Annotated in this window: 16 protein-coding genes; 8 read left to right on the top strand and 8 right to left on the bottom strand. The window is 74.2% G+C overall.

Going from position 1 to position 18,138, the window contains the following annotated elements; translation table 11 throughout:
• The first annotated feature begins 110 nt into the window (after positions 1–110).
• Positions 111–617 carry a DUF1269 domain-containing protein gene (locus tag PSU4_RS00590; RefSeq protein WP_147101544.1) on the top strand — a complete coding sequence of 169 codons (507 nt, stop codon included), beginning with the start codon at positions 111–113 and terminating at the stop codon, positions 615–617.
• 73 nt (positions 618–690) lie between these two features.
• On the opposite strand, the gene PSU4_RS32105 is transcribed toward PSU4_RS00590, so the two are convergent.
• The 4 genes from PSU4_RS32105 to PSU4_RS00575 are packed head-to-tail and all read right to left on the bottom strand — an operon-like array spanning position 691 to position 6,112.
• The gene (locus tag PSU4_RS32105) at positions 691–1,371 is read right to left on the bottom strand and encodes a SulP family inorganic anion transporter (RefSeq protein ID WP_281290651.1); all 681 of its coding nucleotides are present in this window, start codon (positions 1,369–1,371) and stop codon (positions 691–693) included.
• A 38-nt stretch (positions 1,372–1,409) separates the two neighbouring features.
• Positions 1,410–2,423 (bottom strand): SulP family inorganic anion transporter, encoded by a 1,014-nt coding sequence (locus PSU4_RS32100; RefSeq protein ID WP_281290650.1) that lies wholly within the window; start codon positions 2,421–2,423, stop codon positions 1,410–1,412.
• A complete protein-coding gene (locus PSU4_RS00580; RefSeq protein ID WP_147101541.1) occupies positions 2,420–5,149 on the bottom strand; it encodes a cation-translocating P-type ATPase in 2,730 nt (909 codons plus the stop codon). Before PSU4_RS00580 ends, PSU4_RS32100 begins: the two co-directional genes overlap by 4 nt.
• Entirely contained in the window at positions 5,150–6,112 is a 963-nt protein-coding gene (locus PSU4_RS00575) for a polyphosphate kinase 2 family protein (RefSeq protein ID WP_147101537.1), read from the bottom strand.
• A gap of 150 nt (positions 6,113–6,262) precedes the next feature.
• Here PSU4_RS00575 and PSU4_RS00570 point away from each other — a divergent pair, with 150 nt between their 5' ends.
• The 3 genes from PSU4_RS00570 to PSU4_RS00560 are packed head-to-tail and all read left to right on the top strand — an operon-like array spanning position 6,263 to position 8,035.
• The gene (locus tag PSU4_RS00570) at positions 6,263–7,075 is read left to right on the top strand and encodes a hypothetical protein (RefSeq protein WP_147101534.1); all 813 of its coding nucleotides are present in this window, start codon (positions 6,263–6,265) and stop codon (positions 7,073–7,075) included.
• Complete coding sequence (locus PSU4_RS00565) at positions 7,072–7,566, top strand: RDD family protein (RefSeq protein WP_147101531.1); 495 nt, start codon at positions 7,072–7,074, stop codon at positions 7,564–7,566. Before PSU4_RS00570 ends, PSU4_RS00565 begins: the two co-directional genes overlap by 4 nt.
• A 49-nt stretch (positions 7,567–7,615) precedes the next feature.
• On the top strand, positions 7,616–8,035 hold the full coding sequence (locus PSU4_RS00560; RefSeq protein WP_147101527.1) for a DUF7144 family membrane protein: 420 nt from the start codon (positions 7,616–7,618) through the stop codon (positions 8,033–8,035).
• Between the two features lie 126 nt (positions 8,036–8,161).
• Here the strand turns inward: PSU4_RS00560 and PSU4_RS00555 are convergent, their stop codons facing one another.
• Positions 8,162–8,413, bottom strand: coding sequence for a DUF8691 family protein (locus tag PSU4_RS00555; protein WP_147101524.1), 252 nt, complete (start codon positions 8,411–8,413; stop codon positions 8,162–8,164).
• A gap of 160 nt (positions 8,414–8,573) precedes the next feature.
• Between PSU4_RS00555 and PSU4_RS00550 the strand changes: the two genes are divergently transcribed.
• From PSU4_RS00550 to PSU4_RS00535, 4 genes are all read left to right on the top strand, one after another.
• Positions 8,574–11,204 carry a helix-turn-helix transcriptional regulator gene (locus PSU4_RS00550; protein WP_147101521.1) on the top strand — a complete coding sequence of 877 codons (2,631 nt, stop codon included), beginning with the start codon at positions 8,574–8,576 and terminating at the stop codon, positions 11,202–11,204.
• Between the two features lie 83 nt (positions 11,205–11,287).
• Complete coding sequence (locus PSU4_RS31075; protein ID WP_186816662.1) at positions 11,288–13,774, top strand: winged helix-turn-helix domain-containing protein; 2,487 nt, start codon at positions 11,288–11,290, stop codon at positions 13,772–13,774.
• Positions 13,775–13,881: 107 nt separating this feature from the next.
• A complete protein-coding gene (locus PSU4_RS00540; RefSeq protein ID WP_147101518.1) occupies positions 13,882–14,106 on the top strand; it encodes a DUF8691 family protein in 225 nt (74 codons plus the stop codon).
• Positions 14,107–14,125: 19 nt separating this feature from the next.
• Entirely contained in the window at positions 14,126–14,431 is a 306-nt protein-coding gene (locus tag PSU4_RS00535; RefSeq protein ID WP_147101515.1) for a DUF3040 domain-containing protein, read from the top strand.
• A 122-nt stretch (positions 14,432–14,553) separates the two neighbouring features.
• On the opposite strand, the gene PSU4_RS00530 is transcribed toward PSU4_RS00535, so the two are convergent.
• The 3 genes from PSU4_RS00530 to PSU4_RS00520 are packed head-to-tail and all read right to left on the bottom strand — an operon-like array spanning position 14,554 to position 17,834.
• Positions 14,554–15,180: a response regulator transcription factor gene (locus tag PSU4_RS00530; RefSeq protein WP_147101511.1), complete on the bottom strand. Its 627-nt coding sequence runs from the start codon at positions 15,178–15,180 to the stop codon at positions 14,554–14,556.
• Entirely contained in the window at positions 15,174–16,280 is a 1,107-nt protein-coding gene (locus PSU4_RS00525) for a GAF domain-containing sensor histidine kinase (RefSeq protein WP_147101508.1), read from the bottom strand. Before PSU4_RS00525 ends, PSU4_RS00530 begins: the two co-directional genes overlap by 7 nt.
• Before the next feature lie 42 nt (positions 16,281–16,322).
• Positions 16,323–17,834, bottom strand: coding sequence for a class I adenylate-forming enzyme family protein (locus PSU4_RS00520; RefSeq protein ID WP_147101503.1), 1,512 nt, complete (start codon positions 17,832–17,834; stop codon positions 16,323–16,325).
• Positions 17,835–18,138: the final 304 nt, after the last annotated feature.

The following is an 18,138-nucleotide window of genomic DNA, read 5'->3' as shown; positions in this document are numbered from 1 at the left end:
GGCCGGTTGTGCTCACCCTCGCCGGGCGAGCGTCAGTCGTCCGGAACGGGTGATGCCACCGTCGCCGACAGACCGCACCGTTCCTCCTACCGACGACGACAGGAGCCGAGATGGCGACGCTGACGGTGTGGAAGTTCGAGACGGCGGGTGGTGCCCGCGACGCGCTGCACGTGCTGGAGCGGTTGCAGAAGGAGGAGCTCGTCCAGATCGTGGACGCGGCCGTGGTGACCTGGCCCGAGGGTCGGAAGAAGCCGAAGACCGAGCAGCTGCGCAACCTCACCGGTGCGGGGGCGCTGGGCGGCAGCTTCTGGGGGCTGCTGTTCGGGCTGTTGTTCTTCATCCCGTTGCTGGGCATGGCGATCGGCGCCGCGATGGGCGCGCTGAGCGGGTCGATGGCCGACGTCGGCATCGACGACGGGTTCATCAAGAAGGTGCGTGGCGAGATCACCGAGGGCACGTCGGCGCTGTTCGTCATGACCGGCAACGTGGTGCCCGACAAGGTGCTCGGCGAGTTCCGCGGCACCGGCGCCCACCTGGTGTCGACGAACCTGTCCGCGGAGCAGGAGGCGAAGCTGCGCGAGGTCTTCCAGGAGGAGCCGGCCGGGTCTCCCGCCTGACCTGGGGGGAGGGGAGGAGCCGGTTCCGGGGTGACGGCCCCGGAACCGGCTCCTCGTGTTCCCCCGGGGTGGCTCAGCCGTCGACGGACCGCCACTGCGCGCCCGTCCGCTCGCGGAAGGCGTCGACGGCGGCGTCGATCGTCGGGTAGAGGTGCGCCGAGTCGAAGGCCGTGGTGAGCCCGGCCCGTTCGACGTCCTGGCGCACCGGGTCCTTGAGTTCGGCGAACACGAGGTGCCGCTCGTTGCGGTGCAACGCCTCGGCGAGCTCGCGCAGCATGTCGACCGCGGTGGTGTCGATGTCGGTGACCGGTTCGGCGGCGACGACGACCCAGCGCACGTCCGGGTCGTCGCGGACGAGGCCGTCGATCCACTCGCGGAAGGTGCGGGCGTTGGCGAAGAACAGCGGCGCGTCGTGGCGGACGAGCAGGCAGCCGGGGAGCTGCTCGGCGTCGGGGTGACTGCGCAGGTCGTGGAACCCCGGCAGGCCCGGCACCCGGCCGAGGACGGCCCGGTAGGGCCACCAGGCCCGGCGGAACACGTTGGCCGCGGACAGCGCGACCGTCACCGCCATCCCGGGCAGCACCCCGAGCACCACCACGCCCAGCGCCGCGGTGGCCGACAGGACGAACTCGGTGCGCCGCACCCGGAACAGCCGGCGGGTGGCGGGCAGGTCGGTCAGCGACAGCGACGCGGCGATCACGACGACGGCGAGCGTCGGCTGGGGCAGGTCGCGCAGCAGGCCCGGCACGAACAGCAGGATCAGCGTGATCGCCGCGGCGCCGACGAGCCCGGTCAGCTGGGTCCGTGCCCCCGCCCCGCCTGCCTGGCGACGGCGGTGCGGGAGCCGCTGGTGCTCACCGGGAACCCGCCGAACAGGCCCGCGGCCATGTTGGACGCGCCGATGGCCGTCATCTCCCGGCCGCCGTCGATGGTGCGGCCCTCCCGCGCGGCGAACGACGACGACGTCGAGATCGTGTCGGTGAGCGCGACGACCGCGATGCCCAGCGCACCCGGAACCAGCAGCGCCAGGTCCGACAGCCGCACGTCGGGCAGGCTCAGCGGGGGGAACCCCTGCGGCAGCGGACCGACGACGTCGACGCCGCGGGCGGCCAGCCCCAGCAGGGCGGTGGCCCCGATCGACAGCACGACGACCACGAGCACGGCGGGCACCTTCGGCAGGAACCGTTGCAGCACCAGGATCAGGACGAGCCCGACGGCGCCGACGGCGAGTGCGGCGGGCACGGTGGCCCCGAGGCCGGAGAAGAACCCGGTGACCTCGCCGAGGAACCCGTCGGCGTCGACGGAGAACCCGAAGAGCTTCGGCAGCTGTCCGACGAGAATGGTGAGTGCCAGGCCGTTGAGGTAGCCGATCATCGCCGGTCGTGAGATCAGGTCGGCGACGAAGCCGAGCCCGGTGATCCCGGCGACGACCATGATCGCCCCGGTGAGCAGCGCCAGCGCCGACGCCAGCGCGATCGCCCGCGCCGGGTCCCCCTCCGCACCGGCCAGCGGGAGGATCGTGGCCGCGATGAGCGGTCCGAGCGAGGAGTCCGGGCCCAGCACGAGCACCCGTGACGGGCCGAACAGCGCGTACCCGACCAGGCACAGGATCGATGTGTACAGCCCGGTGATCGCAGGCAGGCCGGCCAGCTCGGCATACGCCATGCCCTGTGGGACGAGCAGCGCGGTGAGCACCAGCCCGGCCGTGACGTCCTTGCCGAACCAGCGCACCCGGTAGGAGAGCAGGTCCGCGAGACCGGGGGCGACGGCCGCGACCCGCTCGCGCGACGGCCGCGGCCCGCTCACCGGACGCGGGCCGTGCGACGCGCGAGGGTCTTGCCCAGCTCCCAGCACAGCAACAGGGCGAGCGCGGGCAGGCAGGCCCAGCCGAACTGCGCGAGCGAGATGTCGACGGTGCCCAGCAGCCGCTGGAACACGTCCATCTGCGTGACCAGCACGGCGAGGACGAGCTCGGCGAGGATCGTCCAGTTCAGGTTGCGGCTGTCGAACGTGGCGGTGGTCAGGACGCTGCCGGTCGCGTCCCGGCACTCCAGCGCCGCGACGACCAGGCACAGGGCGAACGCCGTGAACGCCACCGACCGGCCGACCTCGACGTCGCCGAACAGCGCCGGTCCCGCGGCGATCAGCACGAGCAGGCAGACGCTGATCAGCAGACCGGTGAGCGCCACCGTGACCACCAGGTCGCGGGTGAGCACGGACTGCCCGCGCGGGCGCGGGTGCAGGCGCATCAGCCCGGGGGTCTCGCGGTCGAAGCCCAGCGCGATCCCGAACGCGGCGTTGACGAAGAAGTGGATCCACAGCACCTGGGCCGGGTTGAACGGCTCCCCGCCGGCCAGGTCGAACAGGGCGGCGCCGAGGAACGTCAGCACGAACACGACGAGCAGGATCAGGACGAACCGAATGTACTTGGTGAGGTTGTCGAAGATCTTGCGGCCCTGCTCGACGGCGTACACGATCGTCGCGAAGTTGTCGTCGGACAGGACCATCCGGCCGACGTTCTTCGCGACCTCGGTCCCCGACCCCATCGCGATGCCGATGTCGGCAGCCTTGATGGCGGGCGCGTCGTTGACACCGTCGCCGGTCATGGCGACGACCTCGCCCTTGCGTTTGAGGGTGTCGACCAGCATCACCTTGTGCTCGGGGGCGACGCGGCCGACGACGCCGATCGTGTCGATGCGGCGCAGCCGCTCCTCCTCCGACAACGCGGCGAAGTCGGCGCCCAGCACGGCGTCACCGGGGATCCCGAGCTGTTCGGCGACGGCCGCGCCGGTCGTGACGTCGTCGCCGGTGACCATGCGGACCCGGATGTGCGCGGCCTGCGCCGCCGCGACCGCCTCGCGCGACTCGGCCCGCGGTGGGTCCACCATGCCGACGAGGCTCGTCAGCCGGATCCCCTCGACCAGCGCCAGCAGGTCGCCGGACGCGTCGAAGTCCTCGGGCGCGATGTCACGCACGGCGGCGGTCATGACCCGCCTGCCGTCGTGCTCCATGCGTTCCCGCTGCCCGGTCAACCAGCGCGTCATGGTGGGGTCCAGGGCCCGCGGCCCGGCCGGGGTGAGCGCGTCGAGACACCGCGCGACGACGGCGGGGGCGGCGCCCTTGACGAAGCACCGGATCACCGCGCGCCCGTCGGCGGCGGTGGCGGTGTGGAACGTCGCCATCAGCTTGTAGGTCGGGTCGAAGGGCAGCGTGGCGAGCCGGGGCAGCCGGTCGCGGGTGGAGTCGACGTCGACACCCGCCTTGTGTCCCAGCACCAGCAGCGCACCCTCGGTCGGGTCGCCGACGACCTTCCCGTCGACGAGCCGGGCGTCCGACGCCAGCAGGTACGGCAGGACCGCGTCCTCCACCGACGGCGCAGCGCCCGCGGTGTGGTGGACCTTCCCGTCGAGCTCGTAGCCCGACCCGGAGACCGTGTAGCGGTCGGTCGGGGTGACGACCTCGACGGCCGTCATCTGGTTCATGGTCAGCGTGCCGGTCTTGTCGGAGTTGATCGCCGACGTGAACGCCAGCGTCTCCACCGACGGCAGCTCCTTGACGATCGCGTTGCGTTTCGCCAGGTCGACCCCGCCCAGCGACAGGATCATCTGGGTGACGGTCGGCAACGCCTCGGGGATGGCGGCGATGGCGAGTGCGACCGCGCTGACGAACAGAACGTCCCACGCCTCGCCCCGGGTGCGCCCGAGCACGAACATCACCAGCATCGTGACACCGGCCGCGGCGGCGATCCACAGCGTCAGCCGGTCGAGCTCGCGGGTCAGCGGCGTCTTCTCCACCGAGGTGCGCGACAGCATCGCCGAGATCCGGCCCACCTCGGTGTCGCCGCCGGTCGCGGTGACCAGCAGCACCCCGCTCCCGTGCGTCACCGGGGTGTTCATGAACGCCATGTTGCGCTGTTCCCCGGGACCGAGCGGGCGTTCGCGGGTGCCGCCCTGCAGCGGCTCGGCGTGCTTGCCGACGGGCGTGCTCTCGCCCGTCAGGGCCGACTCGTCGATCTGCAGCGCCGCCGCCTGGACCAGCCGCCCGTCGGCGGGCACCTGGTCGCCCGCCGAGATCAGCACGACGTCGCCGACGACGACCTCGTCGGCCGGGACCGCGCGGTCGCTGCCGTCGCGGCGCACCCGCGCGGTGGTGAGCATCAGCGACCGGAGCGCGTTCATCGCGCTCATCGCCTTGCCCTTCTGCCGGATCCCGATGACCGCGTTGAGCACGGTCAGGACGAGCAGCAGCACCGCCGTTCCCCACTCGGCCACGACGGCCGAGACGACGGCCGCCGCGAGCAGGATGATCTGCATGTAGCTGCGGTACTCGTCGAGGAAGCGCCGCCAGCCCGGCTCCGGCGCCTCCTGCGGCAGGGCGTTGGGGCCGTTGGTACGCAGGCGCTCGCCGGCGGTCGACGAGGGCAGCCCGGCGGCGGGGTCGACGCCGAGCACCTGCGCGACGTCCTGGCCCGACAGCGCCGTCCACCGCGGCTGCGGCCCCGCCGCGTCCGGGGTCGTCTGCGCGGTCTGCACCTAGACCGCCGCCCCGTGTCGTGCCGAGGTGGGCGCGCGGTGGTTGCGTCGCCCGGCCTCGCCGGGTGCCTGCGCCATCAGCTCGGTGCGGGCGTCGGCGAGCCGGGCCCGAGCCTCGTCGCTCACCGTCGGGAACTGCGGGTCGAGCTCGATCAGCGTGTGGGCGAGGATCGCGGCCGTGCAGATGCGGCCCATCCACTTGCGGTCGGCGGGCACCACGTACCAGGGCGCCCAGCTCGTGCTCGTGTGCGACAGCATCTCCGAGAACGCGTCCTGGTAGTCCTTCCAGCGGCGGCGTTCCTTCACGTCGGCGGCCGAGAACTTCCAGTTGCGTTCCGGCACGTCGATGCGGCGCAGGAACCGTTGCCGCTGCTCCTCGTAGGACAGGTTCAGGAACACCTTCACGACGCGGAATCCGTTGTCGACGAGGTAGCGCTCCCAGTCGTTGATCTCCCGGTAGCGGCGGTGCCAGATCTTCTTGCGGCTCTCCGGGGGCAGCTTCTGGCGGTCCAGCAACTCCGGGTGCACCCGCACGACGAGGACCTCCTCGTAGTGCGACCGGTTGAAGATCCCGATCTCGCCGCGGGCGGGCAGCCGCGCCGCGTAGCGCCACAGGTAGTCGTGGTCGAGCTCCTCGGCCGACGGGACCTTGAACCCGGCGACGTGCACGCCCTGCGGGTTCACCCCGCTCATGACGTGGCGGATCGTCCCGTCCTTGCCACCCGCGTCGAGGGCCTGCAGGCACAGCAGCACCCCGTGGGTGTCCTGGGCGGCGAGCCGGGCCTGGTAGTCGGCGAGGATCGTGATGCCGGTCTGCAGCAGCTCCCTGCCCTCCTTCTTCTTCCGCACGGCCTTCGACCGCGCGCGGGGGTCGAAGTCGTGGCGCAGGTGCACCGACCGGCCGGGCCGGACCCGCAGGGGCTCGATGAACTCGGAGATCCGCCGGGTGCGCTCGTCGGCCATGTCGTTGCCCTCCTCGTCGACCGGCCCGTGATCGATCGGGTGCGAGCGAGCGTCGGCGGTCGGTCCGCGACGCGCCTCACCTGACAGGGATGAGGCCCCGCCCGCGACGGCGGCTCACCCTGACGGCTCGACCCGACGAGGGAGGCCACGGTGGACGCGAGGACCGGGAGGCTGCTGCTCGGAGCGGGGAGCGGTGTCGCCAAGCTGATGTGGGCGTCGGCGCGTCCGGTCCGCGCGGTGACGTCGACGGTGCTGCAGGGCGGGGTCGCGGTGGTCACCCTCGTCGCGCCGCGCACCAGCGCCGCGCTGGTCCGGGAGGGCAGGCGTGAGCGGGTCCGGCTCCTGCGCCGCTGGAACGGCCTGTTGGAGGTTCTCGTCGGAGAGGTCCTGGACGCGTTCCTGCGGTCGATCGACCTGACCGGCCTCGTCCGCGACCAGGTGGACGTCGACGCGCTCGCCGGGGGCCTCGACGTCGATGCCGTGGTGGCCGGGGTCGACCTGGACGCGGTGGTCCGCCGCCTCGATCTCGACGCGATCGTCGCCCGCGTCGATCTGGACCGGGTGGTCGCCGGGGTCGACCTCGACGCCGTCGTCGCGCGGGTGGACCTCGACGCCGCGGTCCGACGGGTGGACCTCGACGCCGCGGTCCGACGGGTGGACCTCGACGCCGTGGTGCGGCGAGTCGACATCGAGCCCGTGCTCGCCGAGCTCGACGTCGACGGGGTCGCCGCCCGGATCGACCTCGACGCCGTCATCGCCCGCCTCGACCTCGTCGGCATCGCCCGTACCGTGATCGACGAGCTGAACCTCCCCGAGATCATCCGGAGCTCCACCGGTGCGCTGACCTCCGACACCGTGCGCGCGGTCCGCACCGAGGCGATGACGGCCGACGGCGTCGTGTCCGGCGCGGTCGACCGGCTCCTCCGCCGCGGGGGAGCGGCGCAGCCACCGGTCCCGCCGTGACCGACGGCCGCCGGGACGGGCCCGAGGTCGCGGCGGCCGCCACGGCCGGGATCGTCTCCCGCACGCTCGCCGCGGTCGTCGACCTGGTCGTCGTCGTCGCCCTGATGGGCCTTGCCCTGCTCGCGGTCGCCGGCGCGCGGTTCCTCGTGTCACCGGTGGGTTTCCGCTGGCCCAGCCCCGACTGGACGGTGTCGCTCGTCGTCGGTGCCCTGCTCGCGACCGGCTACCTCACCGTCGCCTGGGCGACCGCCGGGCGCAGCTGCGGCGCGGCCGTCCTGGGGCTGCGGGTCCTGTCGGTCCGCGGCTCCCGGCCCGGCTGGTTCCGTGCGGCCGTGCGCGCGGCCCTGTGCGTGGTGTTCCCGCTGGGCCTCGCCTGGTCGGTACTGGGCAGGCGGCGCCGGTCGCTGCAGGACCTGCTCGTCGGCACCGTCGTCGTCTACGACTGGAGCCCCGGCGACGGGCACCTTTCACCCCGTGGGGGTGTCCCCTGACGGGGCGGGTCGGGCCACCGTCTGCGGACCGAGTCGAGGAGGAACCACGATGACCACCCGGGCCGAGGACACCTACACGACGGCGGCGCCCGCCGAGAGCACGACGCACAAGGGCCTCGTGCTCTTCGGCGGAATCATGATGATCGTGGCCGGCGCATACCACGCGCTCAGCGGCGTGGCCGCGATCCTGCGCGACCAGGTCTACCTCAGCACCCCGAACTACACCTTCGAGTTCGACCTCACCGCCTGGGGCTGGACCCATCTGATCCTCGGCGCGATCCTCGTCGTCACCGGGATCGCGATCGTGCAGGGCGCGACGTGGGGCGCGATCGTCGGCATCGCGCTGGCGAGCCTCAGCCTGATCGCGAACTTCCTGTTCCTGCCGTACTACCCGCTGTGGTCGATCCTGCTCATCGCCATCGACGTGGTGATCGTCTACGCCCTGGTGTCCCGGCTGCGCAACGGCTGACCTCGGGGAGCGCGCTCCTGCACGTCACCCGGTGCGGGCGACGTGCAGAGCCGCGGCCGGATGCGAGCGTTCGTGCGTGACCGAATCGGACTCCGCACCGACCCGTGCCGGCGCGGCTGCTGCAGGTCACGAGGCCGGTTTGGGCGGCACCACGTGCCCCGCGACGGGGTCGCGCGGATCGAGCGGCTCCGCCCACACCAGCCGCAGGCCGTGGGTGCGGAACAGCGCCATGATCGCGTGCAGGTGCGACTCGTCGATGACCTCGCCCCGCAGGATCAGCCCCGGCGGCACCTCCTCGACGTCGAGGTCGCCGAACGCGTCCAACGCCGGCTCCGGCACCCGTCCGTCCACCCGGAACTCGTACATCCGCGGAGACATCGAACCTCCCTGTGCCGCTGCCCGGCCCCTGACACAGGACATCCTCCGCATCCGCTCCGTATCCGCCTCCCCCCAACGGGATGACCCGAGAACCTCCAACAGGCGGTGCAGTCCTGTTTGTGGTAGTGGCACGATTGCCCGCTTGCGGAGGAGGTGAGCCGTGCGCGACACATGTCCGTCCACACTGTCCCCGCCGGCATTGCCGCGTGACCTCGTGTCCCGGCCCGACCTGCGCGCCGAGCTCGACTCCGGCGCCGGCCGTGCCCTCACCCTGGTCTGTGCGCCGCCCGGTTTCGGCAAGACCGTCGCGGTCGCGGAATGGGTCCGCCGCGGTGCCGCGACGCCGTTCGTGTGGCTGTCGCTGACCGCGGAGCACGACGACCCGTCGACGCTCTGGGCCGCCGTGCTCGCCGCGCTGCGGGCCACCGGCGCCGCGCCACCGACGGACCCGCGCCGAACCCCGGCGCCACCCGGTGGCCGGCCCCGGCTGCTCGACGAGGTGCTCGCCGCCGTCGACGCCCTGCCCGGCCCGGTCCGGCTGGTCCTCGACGACGCCCACCACCTGCGTGGCCGTGAGACCGCGGAACACCTGCGCCTGCTCGTGCGCGACCACGGGCCGTCGGCCCAGGTGGTGCTGGTGAGCCGCATCGACCCGCCCCTGGCGCTGGCCCGGATGCGGCTGACGGGCGAGCTGTGCGAGCTGCGGACCGACCGGCTGCGGTTCAGCGAGCGCGAGACCGTGCAGATCCTGCGCCGCAACGGCCTCGACCCGACGCGCAACCAGGCGGCAACGCTGCACCGGCGCACCGGGGGCTGGGCCGCCGGGCTGCGGCTCGCCGCGTGCTCGTTGCACCGGGTCCACGACCCCGACCGCTTCCTGGCCGACTTCTCCGGCGACGACCACTCCGTCGCCGACTACCTGGTGGGGGAGGTCCTCGCCGGGATCGGCGAGGACCGTCGCGAGGTGCTGCGCCGCGTCAGCATCACCGACCCGGTCCCGGCGGCGCTCGCCGTCGAGCTATGCGACCGCGAGGACGCCGCGGACGTTCTCGACGAGCTGGGCCGCGAGATCGGGCTGATCAGCGTCGCTCCCGACCGGGCCGACTTCCGCGTCCAGGAGCTCCTGCGTTCCTACCTGGAGGCCGACCTGCACCGGCGCTCCGCCGGATCGGTGTCGGCCCTGCACCGCCGGGCCGCCCTGTGGTGGGACGGCCGGGGCAGGCCCGCCGAGGCCATGCGCCACGTCGGGCGCACCGGGGACCCGACGTTCGCGGGCGGGATGCTCGTCCGCCGTGGCGCCCGGCTCGTCGCGATCGGCGACCGGGCGGCGCTGCGCGACGCGCTGCGGCTGTCGGGCACCACGACCGTGGCGCGGACGTGGGCCGCGGCGCTGTCGGCCCAGGACAACCTCGTGCGCGGTGACCGCGACGCCGTGGCCGCCGACGTCGAGCGAGCACTCCGGGAGGGGCACCCCGCAGCGGGCTCCGAGCTGGCGGTGCTGCTGACGGCCACCGCGCGGCTCGCCGGGCTGGCCGGGTCGGTGCCCACCACCCCCGAACCGCTGCCCGACGACCCGTCCCTCGCAGCGCTGGCCCTCGCCGGGCGCGGCGCCGTCGAGTGTCTCACCGGCACGTTCGACGCGGGGCGCGCCGACCTGGCCACCGCGCTGGACACGGCCCGGCGCTGGCACCTCCAGCTGCTGGAGGCCCAGTGCCTGCTCCTGCTGGGAGGGGCCGCCTGGGCGGTCGGCGACCTGCGCGAGGCCGCGGCCACGTCCGCCGCCGCGCTGCACGCGGTCGCCGACGGCGGCTGGGCCGGCTCCGGACTCGCCGTCGGCGCCACGGCGGTGGCCGCGCTCACCGCGGTGGAACGGGGGCGCCCCGAGGCCGCGCTCGCCGCCCTCGACGGGGTCGCCACCTGCGAACCCGGCGACCTCGACCCGGTGCTGAGCCTCGCGCTCGGTGTCTCCCGGGGCGCGGCGCTGTTCGACTCCGGCGAGCGTGCCGCGGGTCTGCTCGCACTGCAGCAGGCCCGCTCCGACGGGGCCGGGCACGACGTTCCCGCCGCCCTCGCCACCACCTCGGCCCTGATCGAGAACCACGTCGCGCTGCGACTGGGCTACACCCGCGCGGCGGCCACCGCGGCCGGCCGTATCGAGGGGACCCCGGGCGCCCGCGGCGAGCGGCTGCTGCTGCGCGCCTGGGCCGAGACGGCGGCGGGGTCGTTCGGTTCCGCGCAGCGCTGCGCCGAGAAGATCCTCGACCCCGGCGTGCCGCGGGCGCGGCCGGCCACACTGGTCGAGGCGTCGCTCGTCGTCGCGAACGTCGCCGTTCGCCGCGGCGACCGCCCCGCCGCGCGGTCCGCCGTGCGCGACGCGCTCGACCGCGCGGCCACGATGGACCTGGTGCGCCCGTTCGTCGTGACGTCGTCGTCGGTGCGTGCGCTGCTCGTCGACGAGCTGATGGGGGAGGGCGTCCGCGCCCGGTTCGCGGCCCGGGTGCTGGCGGTGCCCCGCGGCGGCAGCCGGCCCGTCGCGACGACGCTCACCGAGCGCGAGCAGGACGTCCTCGCGCTGCTGCCGTCGCTGCTCAACCTCGACGAGATCGCCGCCGAGCTCACGGTGTCGGTCAACACCGTCAAGAGCCACGTGCGGTCGATCTACGACAAGCTCGGGGCCTGCTCGCGTCGCCGGGCCGTGCTGGCCGCGCACGAACGCGGGCTGCTGCGGCGCACACCGTCGCCGACACACTCGCGCCGCACCCGGAACCCGCACGTCACCCGGCCGGGATGAGGCCCGCCCACACGCCTGAGATCCCGGCTAGCACGATCGCCCTGCCGGGGCTGCCCGCGAGATCGGCGCCGCGGCCGCACCTGATGGAGCTGCTCGACCAGGCCGGGCCGGGGCAGCTGGTGACGGTGGTCGCACCGCCCGGCTACGGCAAGACCGTCGTGCTCGTCCAGTGGATCCGGTCGAGCCGCGAACCACGGACGGCCTGGGTGTCGCTCGACCGGACCCTGGACGCGAACCGGTTCCGGGCGGCCGTCACCGCGGCACTCGCCGGCGCGGGCCTTCCCCCCGGCCGCCTCCTGCACCACCTCGCTGGCGCGGCCGGCGCTCGCCCGGGATCCGACGTCGTCGACGAGCTGCTCGCTGCGCTCGACGACGTCGCGCCCCCGGTCCGGCTGGTTCTCGACGACGTCCACGAGCTCACCGACCCCGATGCGCTGCGTGACCTCGCCCGGCTGGTCCGTAGCCGGGCGCGTGGGCTGCAGCTCGTCCTCGCCAGCAGACAGGACCCGCCACTGCTGCTGCCGCGGCTGCGCGGGGAGGGCCGGACCCACGAGCTGCGGGCCGAGCACCTGCGGTTCAGCCTCGCCGAGACCGCCACGCTGATGGAGCTGTCCGGCCTCGAGCTCACCCCGCGCCAGGTCGCGGCGCTGCGCTCCCGGACCGGGGGATGGGCCGCCGGGCTGCGCTTCGCCGCCATCGCCCTGCTGTCCACCGACGACCACCAGGGCTTCATCGACCAGTTCTCCGGCAGCGAGCACTCGATGGCCGACTACCTCGCGGGCGAGGTCATGGCGAGCCTGCCGGCGTGGTCGCGGGACCTGCTGCTGCTCGAGTCGGTCTGCGACCTCCTGCCGGTGGGTCTGGCGTCGGCGCTGTCCGGGCAGCCCGATGCCGACCGGGTGCTCGGCGAGCTGGCCGAGATCACCGGGCTCGTCGACCGGCTCGACGAGTCGACCTACCGGATCCACCCGCTCCTGCGGACCTACCTCGGCGCCGAGCTGGAACGGCACCTGCCCGCGCGCTACCGCAGCTCGCACGCCACCGCGGCCCGGTGGTGGCTCGCCGCCGGGGACGCGGTCCACGCCCTGTTGCACGCCGAACGCGCCGAGGACCCGGATCTGCTGCGCAGCCTGCTGCCCGCCATGGGGCTGCGGCTCGTCGCGACCGGCGGGTTCGCCGCGCTGCGCAGACTGCTCGACGAGGCGCGCGGCGCGGGCGGACCCGACGATCCCTGGGCGCTGCTGCTCGAGGCCTACCTCGAGTACCGCCTCGGCTCGGGCACGGACCGGGCCGCGCTCGCCGCCCTCGAACAGGCCGTGCGGGCGTGGCCGGCCGCCCCCGAGCCGGCGCTGGCGCAGCTGCGCGGATCCGTCGAGCTCCTGCTCACCGGGCGGGTCCGGGCCGAGCCGCGGCCGTCGGCCGCCGGGACGCCCGAGCAGGAGATGCTGGAGCGGCTGGCCCGCACGACGCTGGAGGTCGCGTCCCCCGACGTCGACCCCGTCCGGACCCGTCAAGGTCTGGAGGAGCTGGTCCTCGGCGCGCGCGAACACGGGTTCGGCTGGTTCGAGGAGTGGGCGTGGTACCTGCTGGCGGTCGTCGAGCTCGCCGCCGGCCGCTACCGCGAGATGTCGGGCGCGGCCCGCTCCGCCATCACGGTCGCCACGATGCAGGGACGCCCGATCTCGTCCGCCGCCTCGTCGGTCGCGGCGCTCGCCTTCGCCGACGTGCTCGGCGGTGATCCGGTCGCGGCCCGGGACCGGGCGGCGGCCGTCCTCGCCGACGAGACCCGCGGGGAGCCGGAGCGGGCCCTGCGCGTCGTCCACACGGTCGCCTGCAGCGACCTCGGTGAGACGGCGATCGGGCTGGCGCGGTGCCGGTCCGCGCTGTTCGAGCTCGCCGCACCCGCGGTGGTGCTCGCGGGCCTCGCCGTCCTCGAGCACCGCGTCGAACTGGTCCACGCCGGCGTGGACAGTGCCCGCCGCACCACGGAGTGGCTCGAGGAACACACCGGCGACGTCGCCGAGATCCTGCTCATGAACGCCCGCGCCGGCCAGGCCACCGGCCGCCACGACATCGCGCGCGCCGCCGCCGAGTCCGTCGTCGCGCAGGTCGCGCCCCCGCTGCTCGCCCACACCACCGCCGAGGCGCACCTCGTCCTGGCGGAGTGCGCGCTGCACGACGGGGAGCCCGCCCGCGCCCGCGCCGAGCTCGTCGACGCGGTGCACGGCGCGTCGCACCTCGACGTCGTCGGGACGCTGGCGCTGGCTCACGGACCCCTCGGGGACATGGTCGAGGAGGTCGGCGCGGAGGTCGCGGACCTGGTGTGGCACGCCCGGCTCCTCGCGGCCCGCGCGATGGTGCACGGCGGTTCCCGCACCGCGCTCAGCGAACGCGAGCTGGCCGTCCTCGCCCTGCTCCCGTCACTGCTCAGCGCCGCCGAGGTCGCCGACGAGCTCACGGTGTCGGTCAACACCGTCAAGACGCACATCCGGTCGATCTACACCAAGCTCGGAGTGGGGAACCGGCGCGACGCGGTCCTACGGGCCCGCGAGCTCGACCTGCTGCCCTGACCGCCCGCGCCCGTCCGGGCCTGTTCACCTCCTCCGGGTGACGTGACGACGGGCCCGCCGCGCCACCGTGGGGACGGATCGAGCAGCGAGGCGGGGAGGCCGATCGAATGGGGTTCGGGACCAGCGGCCCGCCGGACGGCCACTACGAGTTCCGGATCATCGGCCGGTTGTCGGACCGGGCCCGCGCCGCGTTCCCCGGCATGGACGTCCGCGAGGTGCCCGCCGAGACGATCATCTCCGGCGACGTCGCCGACGACGGCGGCCTCCAGGACGTGCTGTCGCTCATGCAGTCACTCGGTCTGGAGGTCGTGTCGGTACGGAGAGCCACCTGAGCGAGGGGAGGCCGGCGCGATGATGAGCCGGGAAGATCGACGCAGGCTCGACGCCATCGAGCGCCACCTCGCCCAGGAGGACCCGGACTTCGTCCGCCGGCTCCGCCGCCGGGGCGCCGCGGTGCGCCGGACCGACCGGTTCCCGTCGCTGCACGCCGGCGGGGCGTCGCGGATGGTGTGGGTGGGGGTGCTGACCGGCCTCGTCGTCCTCGTCGTCGGCCTCGTGGCCTCGGCACTGCCACTGACCCTGACCGGGGTCGTGTTCCTGATGGTGTCGGTGTGGGTCGGACGGAGGATCAGCACCCACCGCGGACCCCACGAATGACACCGGCACCGGCCGGGCCGGCCAGGGTGACGAGCCGCGACCCGGCCGGCGCGGACCGGGTCGCGGCGATCTCACCCGCGCGCCCGATGCACGCGTCGACGGGTCTGGGCCTCTCGGCACCGCTACAGCAGCCCGTGCGCGCGGGCGTTGGTGATGACCTGGGCGCGGTTGCGGGCGTCGAGCTTGCGCATGACGTTGTGCAGGTAGCTCTTGACCGTGTTGAGCGAGAGCCCGAGCTCGTCGCCGATCTCGCCATTGGTGTGCCCGGACGCGACGAGCCGCAGGACGTCGTACTCACGTGGGGTGACGGGTGCGTCGGGAGATCCGGAGGCGGAGCCGTAGGGAGAACCGGTGGGGGAGCCGCGGTAGGCGCCGGTGCGCGAGACCTGGCGCAGCGCGTCGCGCAGGGTCGTGCCGGAGGCGTCCTTGACCAGCAGCCCGCAGGCCCCGGCGGCGAGCGACGGGCCGACGGCGGCGTGCTCGGGGAACGCCGTGAACAGCAGCACCCGGCTGGTGGGGGAGACCGCGCGCAGCCGGGGCACGACCTCGGCGGCCAGCGCGTCGGGCAGCCGGACGTCGAGGAGCACGACGTCGGGCCGTTCCCGGCCGCAGAGCCGGACGGCCTCGGCGGCGTCGGCGGCGTGCCCGACGACGGTGATGCCGGAGCGGCCGGCGAGCTGGGTCACGACCCCGTCGCGGACGACGGGGTGGTCGTCGACGATCGCGACGCGGATGTCGGGGGTCAGCACGGCAGCTCGATCCGCCAGGTGGTTCCGCCGTCGGGGTCGGTGGCGACGTGGACGGCACCGCCGAGGCGGCCGACGGCGTCGGCGGTGTGGGACAGCCCGAGGCCGGGGGTGTGGCCGGGGGCGAGGCCGGTCCCGTCGTCGGTGACGGCGACGACGATCCCGCCTGCACGCCGCCGCCCCGCGGTGACGACGACGGCGGTGGCGTCGGCATGCTTCTCGACGTTGAGCAGCGCCTCGCGCACCGCGGCGACCAGGACCTGGGTGCGGGCGGGGGAGAGCTCGGCGGGGTCGTCGTCGAGGACGACCAGCTCGGCGGGGACGCCGGTGCGCTCGGTGAACGCGGTGCAGTCCCCGCGCAGCGCGACCGACAGCGCGAGCGCCGCGGGCGACGCGCGCAGCGTCCGCAGCGAGTCCCGCAGCGCCGACGACGCCTCGGCGGCCTGGTCGCGCAGCCGCTCCAGCCGGTCCGCCAGCTCCGGGTCCGCGGAGCCGGCCGACGAAGCCAGGCCGGCGACCCCGGACCCGATCGCGAACAGCAGCGCGCCGACGCTGTCGTGCAGTTCCGCGGCGAGCCGGCGGCGTTCCTCGTGGACCGCGACCTCGCGGGCCAGCCGGGCCCGTTCGGCGACGGCGACGGCGAGCGCCGCCTCGTCGGCCACCTCGCGGGCGTGGGTGACGGCCCGGTCGCCGAAGGCGCCGTCCTCGCGGGCGCCCACGGCCAGCACCCCGAGGACCCGGCCGTGGCGGTGGACGGGGACGGCGAGCAGCCGGCGCACCGCCTCGGCCTCGATGTGGCGGTCGAAGGTGTGGGTGATGTCGGTGGCGCCGAAGTAGTCGTCGACCCAGGCGGGAGCGCCGCTGTCGTGCACCTTGCCGGTCAGCCCCAGCCCGGTCGGCACCGTCAGCCCGCGCAGCAGCCCGGTCCGGTCGCCGCGGACCTGCCCCAGCACCAGGTCACCCGCGTCACCGGGTGCCTCCGCGATCCACGCGACGTCCCCGTCGGCGGCGAGCAGGTCGAGCGCCGCGCGCAGCGCCGCCCGCCGGTCGAGCAGCTCCACGAGCTCGGCGTGCTCGCGCGCGACGGGGCCGAGCGGGTCCATGTCCCGATTCAACCCTGGCCACCCCGAACCGTCACGTCCTCCTCAGAACTGCTTGATGAGCTCGCGGCGCATGATCTTCCCGGTCGACGTCGCGGGCAGGGTGTCGACGAACCGGACCAGCCGCGGCCGCTTGTAGGCGGCGAGCCGGCTGCCCGCGTAGGCGATCAGCTCCTCCTCGGTCGTCTCCGTCCCGGCGGCGCGCACGACGTAGGCGCAGGCCAGCTCACCCCGCACCGCGTCCGGGACCGGGCCGACGGCGACGAGCGCGACGCCGGGGTGCGCGGCGAGGACACGCTCGACCTCGGCCGGGTACACGTTGTAGCCGCTGGTGATGATCATGTCCTTGCGCCGGTCGACGACGAACACGTGCCCGGCCGCGGTCATGGTGGCGATGTCGCCGGTGTGCATCCAGCCGTCGGGCTCGATCGTCTCGGCGGTGGCCTCGGGGTTGCCGTGGTAGCCGAGCATCACGACGGGGCCGCGCACCATCAGCTCGCCCGGCTGCCCGGGCTCCGCGTCCCGGGTGACGTCCTCAAGGTCGGCGATCCGCACCTGCACCCCGGGCAGCGACACCCCGATCGATCCCGGGACCCGCGGCGCGTGCACGGGATGCGTGGTGCCGAGGCCGGCGATCTCGGTCATGCCCCACAGCTCGATCAGCGGGGCACCCGAGCGCTCCTCCCAGCGTTCGATCGTGGCCGTGGCGATCGTCTGCCCGCCCACCGTCGACCGCGTCAGCGACGACAGGTCGGCCTGCTCCAGCGCCGCGTCGGCCAGCAGCATCGAGTACATCGCGGGCACGCCCTCGAACAGCGTCGCACGGTGCTCGGTGATCAGCCGCAGCGTCTCGCCGGGGTGGAACCGTTCCATCAGCACGACGGTGCCGCCGGCCAGGAAGGTCCCGTTGATCACGACGTTGCCGTAGACGTGCGGGGCGGGCAGCGCGGTGACGACGACGTCGTCGGCGGTGCGGCCGTGCATGGTCGCGGTGGCCGCGCAGTTCCACAGCACGGCCCGGTGGCTCTGCACCGCGCCCTTGGGGTGACCGGTGGTGCCGGAGGTGTAGCCGATCGTCGACGGTGAGTCCGGGTCGGTCTCGACCTGGGGAACTGGCCCGTCGCAGGCCAGCAGCTCGGCGAAGGGCACGGCGCCCTCGATCGCCTCGCCGAACGTCACCACCGTGTCGAGGTCGGCGAGGTCGCGGGTCAGCCCGACGACGGTGGCGGCCTGTTCGCCGCTGGTGAGGACGACGGCGGTGCCGCAGTCGCGCAGCACGAACGCCAGCTCCTCGGGCGTCAGCATCACGTTGACGGGGTTCACGACCGCGCCCGCCTTCAGCGCCCCGTGGTAGGCGACGACCCACTCCCACCGGTTCTGGGCGTAGAGCGACACCGGCCGGCCGGGCTCGACGCCGCGGCCCGCGAGCCAGGCCGCGACCCGGTCGCTCGTCGCGTCCAGCTCGGTGAAGCTCAGCGTGCGGGCCGCCGTCACGAGCGCCGGCTTGTCGCCGAACCGCGCCGCCGAGGCGCGCAGGATCTCACCGGGACCGTTCACGGGCCGTCCTCTCCGTCGAAGTGGGACAAGCAGACCGCGTTCGGGCACGTCGGCGGCACACCCGAACGGGCGGGGCGGGGTGGGAAGCGGTATTCGACGCGTCGCGACACGCGGCGCCGACCTGCGCCGACGCCGACCACCCGCCCGGGCGGCGCGCCGACATCACGTCGGGTTCGTGACCTTTCGAGGACCCGCACCGATTACTCTGCTCGTGGCAGTGACGCCGGGAACAGACTCGTCGACGACGTCGACGCTGCGAAGTCCATCGCCCGAGCGCTCCGGCTGTTGACCTTCGTCGGCGACG

It is taken from the genome of Pseudonocardia sulfidoxydans NBRC 16205 (assembly GCF_007989085.1).
GTDB lineage: Bacteria > Actinomycetota > Actinomycetes > Mycobacteriales > Pseudonocardiaceae > Pseudonocardia > Pseudonocardia sulfidoxydans.
The sequence above is the reverse complement of the archived record's forward strand: the minus strand, read 5'-3'. Positions and strand labels throughout refer to the sequence as shown.

Excerpts from the sequence above, each read along its gene's own strand:
- PSU4_RS00535 (WP_147101515.1), top strand. The coding sequence starts at position 14,126 with ATGATGAGCCGGGAAGATCGACGCAGGCTCGACGCCATCGAGCGCCAC.
- PSU4_RS00590 (WP_147101544.1), top strand. The coding sequence starts at position 111 with ATGGCGACGCTGACGGTGTGGAAGTTCGAGACGGCGGGTGGTGCCCGC.
- PSU4_RS00555 (WP_147101524.1), bottom strand. The coding sequence starts at position 8,413 with ATGTCTCCGCGGATGTACGAGTTCCGGGTGGACGGACGGGTGCCGGAG.
- PSU4_RS00525 (WP_147101508.1), bottom strand. The coding sequence starts at position 16,280 with ATGGACCCGCTCGGCCCCGTCGCGCGCGAGCACGCCGAGCTCGTGGAG.
- PSU4_RS31075 (WP_186816662.1), top strand. The coding sequence starts at position 11,288 with ATGGAGCTGCTCGACCAGGCCGGGCCGGGGCAGCTGGTGACGGTGGTC.
- PSU4_RS00540 (WP_147101518.1), top strand. The coding sequence starts at position 13,882 with ATGGGGTTCGGGACCAGCGGCCCGCCGGACGGCCACTACGAGTTCCGG.
- PSU4_RS00560 (WP_147101527.1), top strand. The coding sequence starts at position 7,616 with ATGACCACCCGGGCCGAGGACACCTACACGACGGCGGCGCCCGCCGAG.
- PSU4_RS00575 (WP_147101537.1), bottom strand. The coding sequence starts at position 6,112 with ATGGCCGACGAGCGCACCCGGCGGATCTCCGAGTTCATCGAGCCCCTG.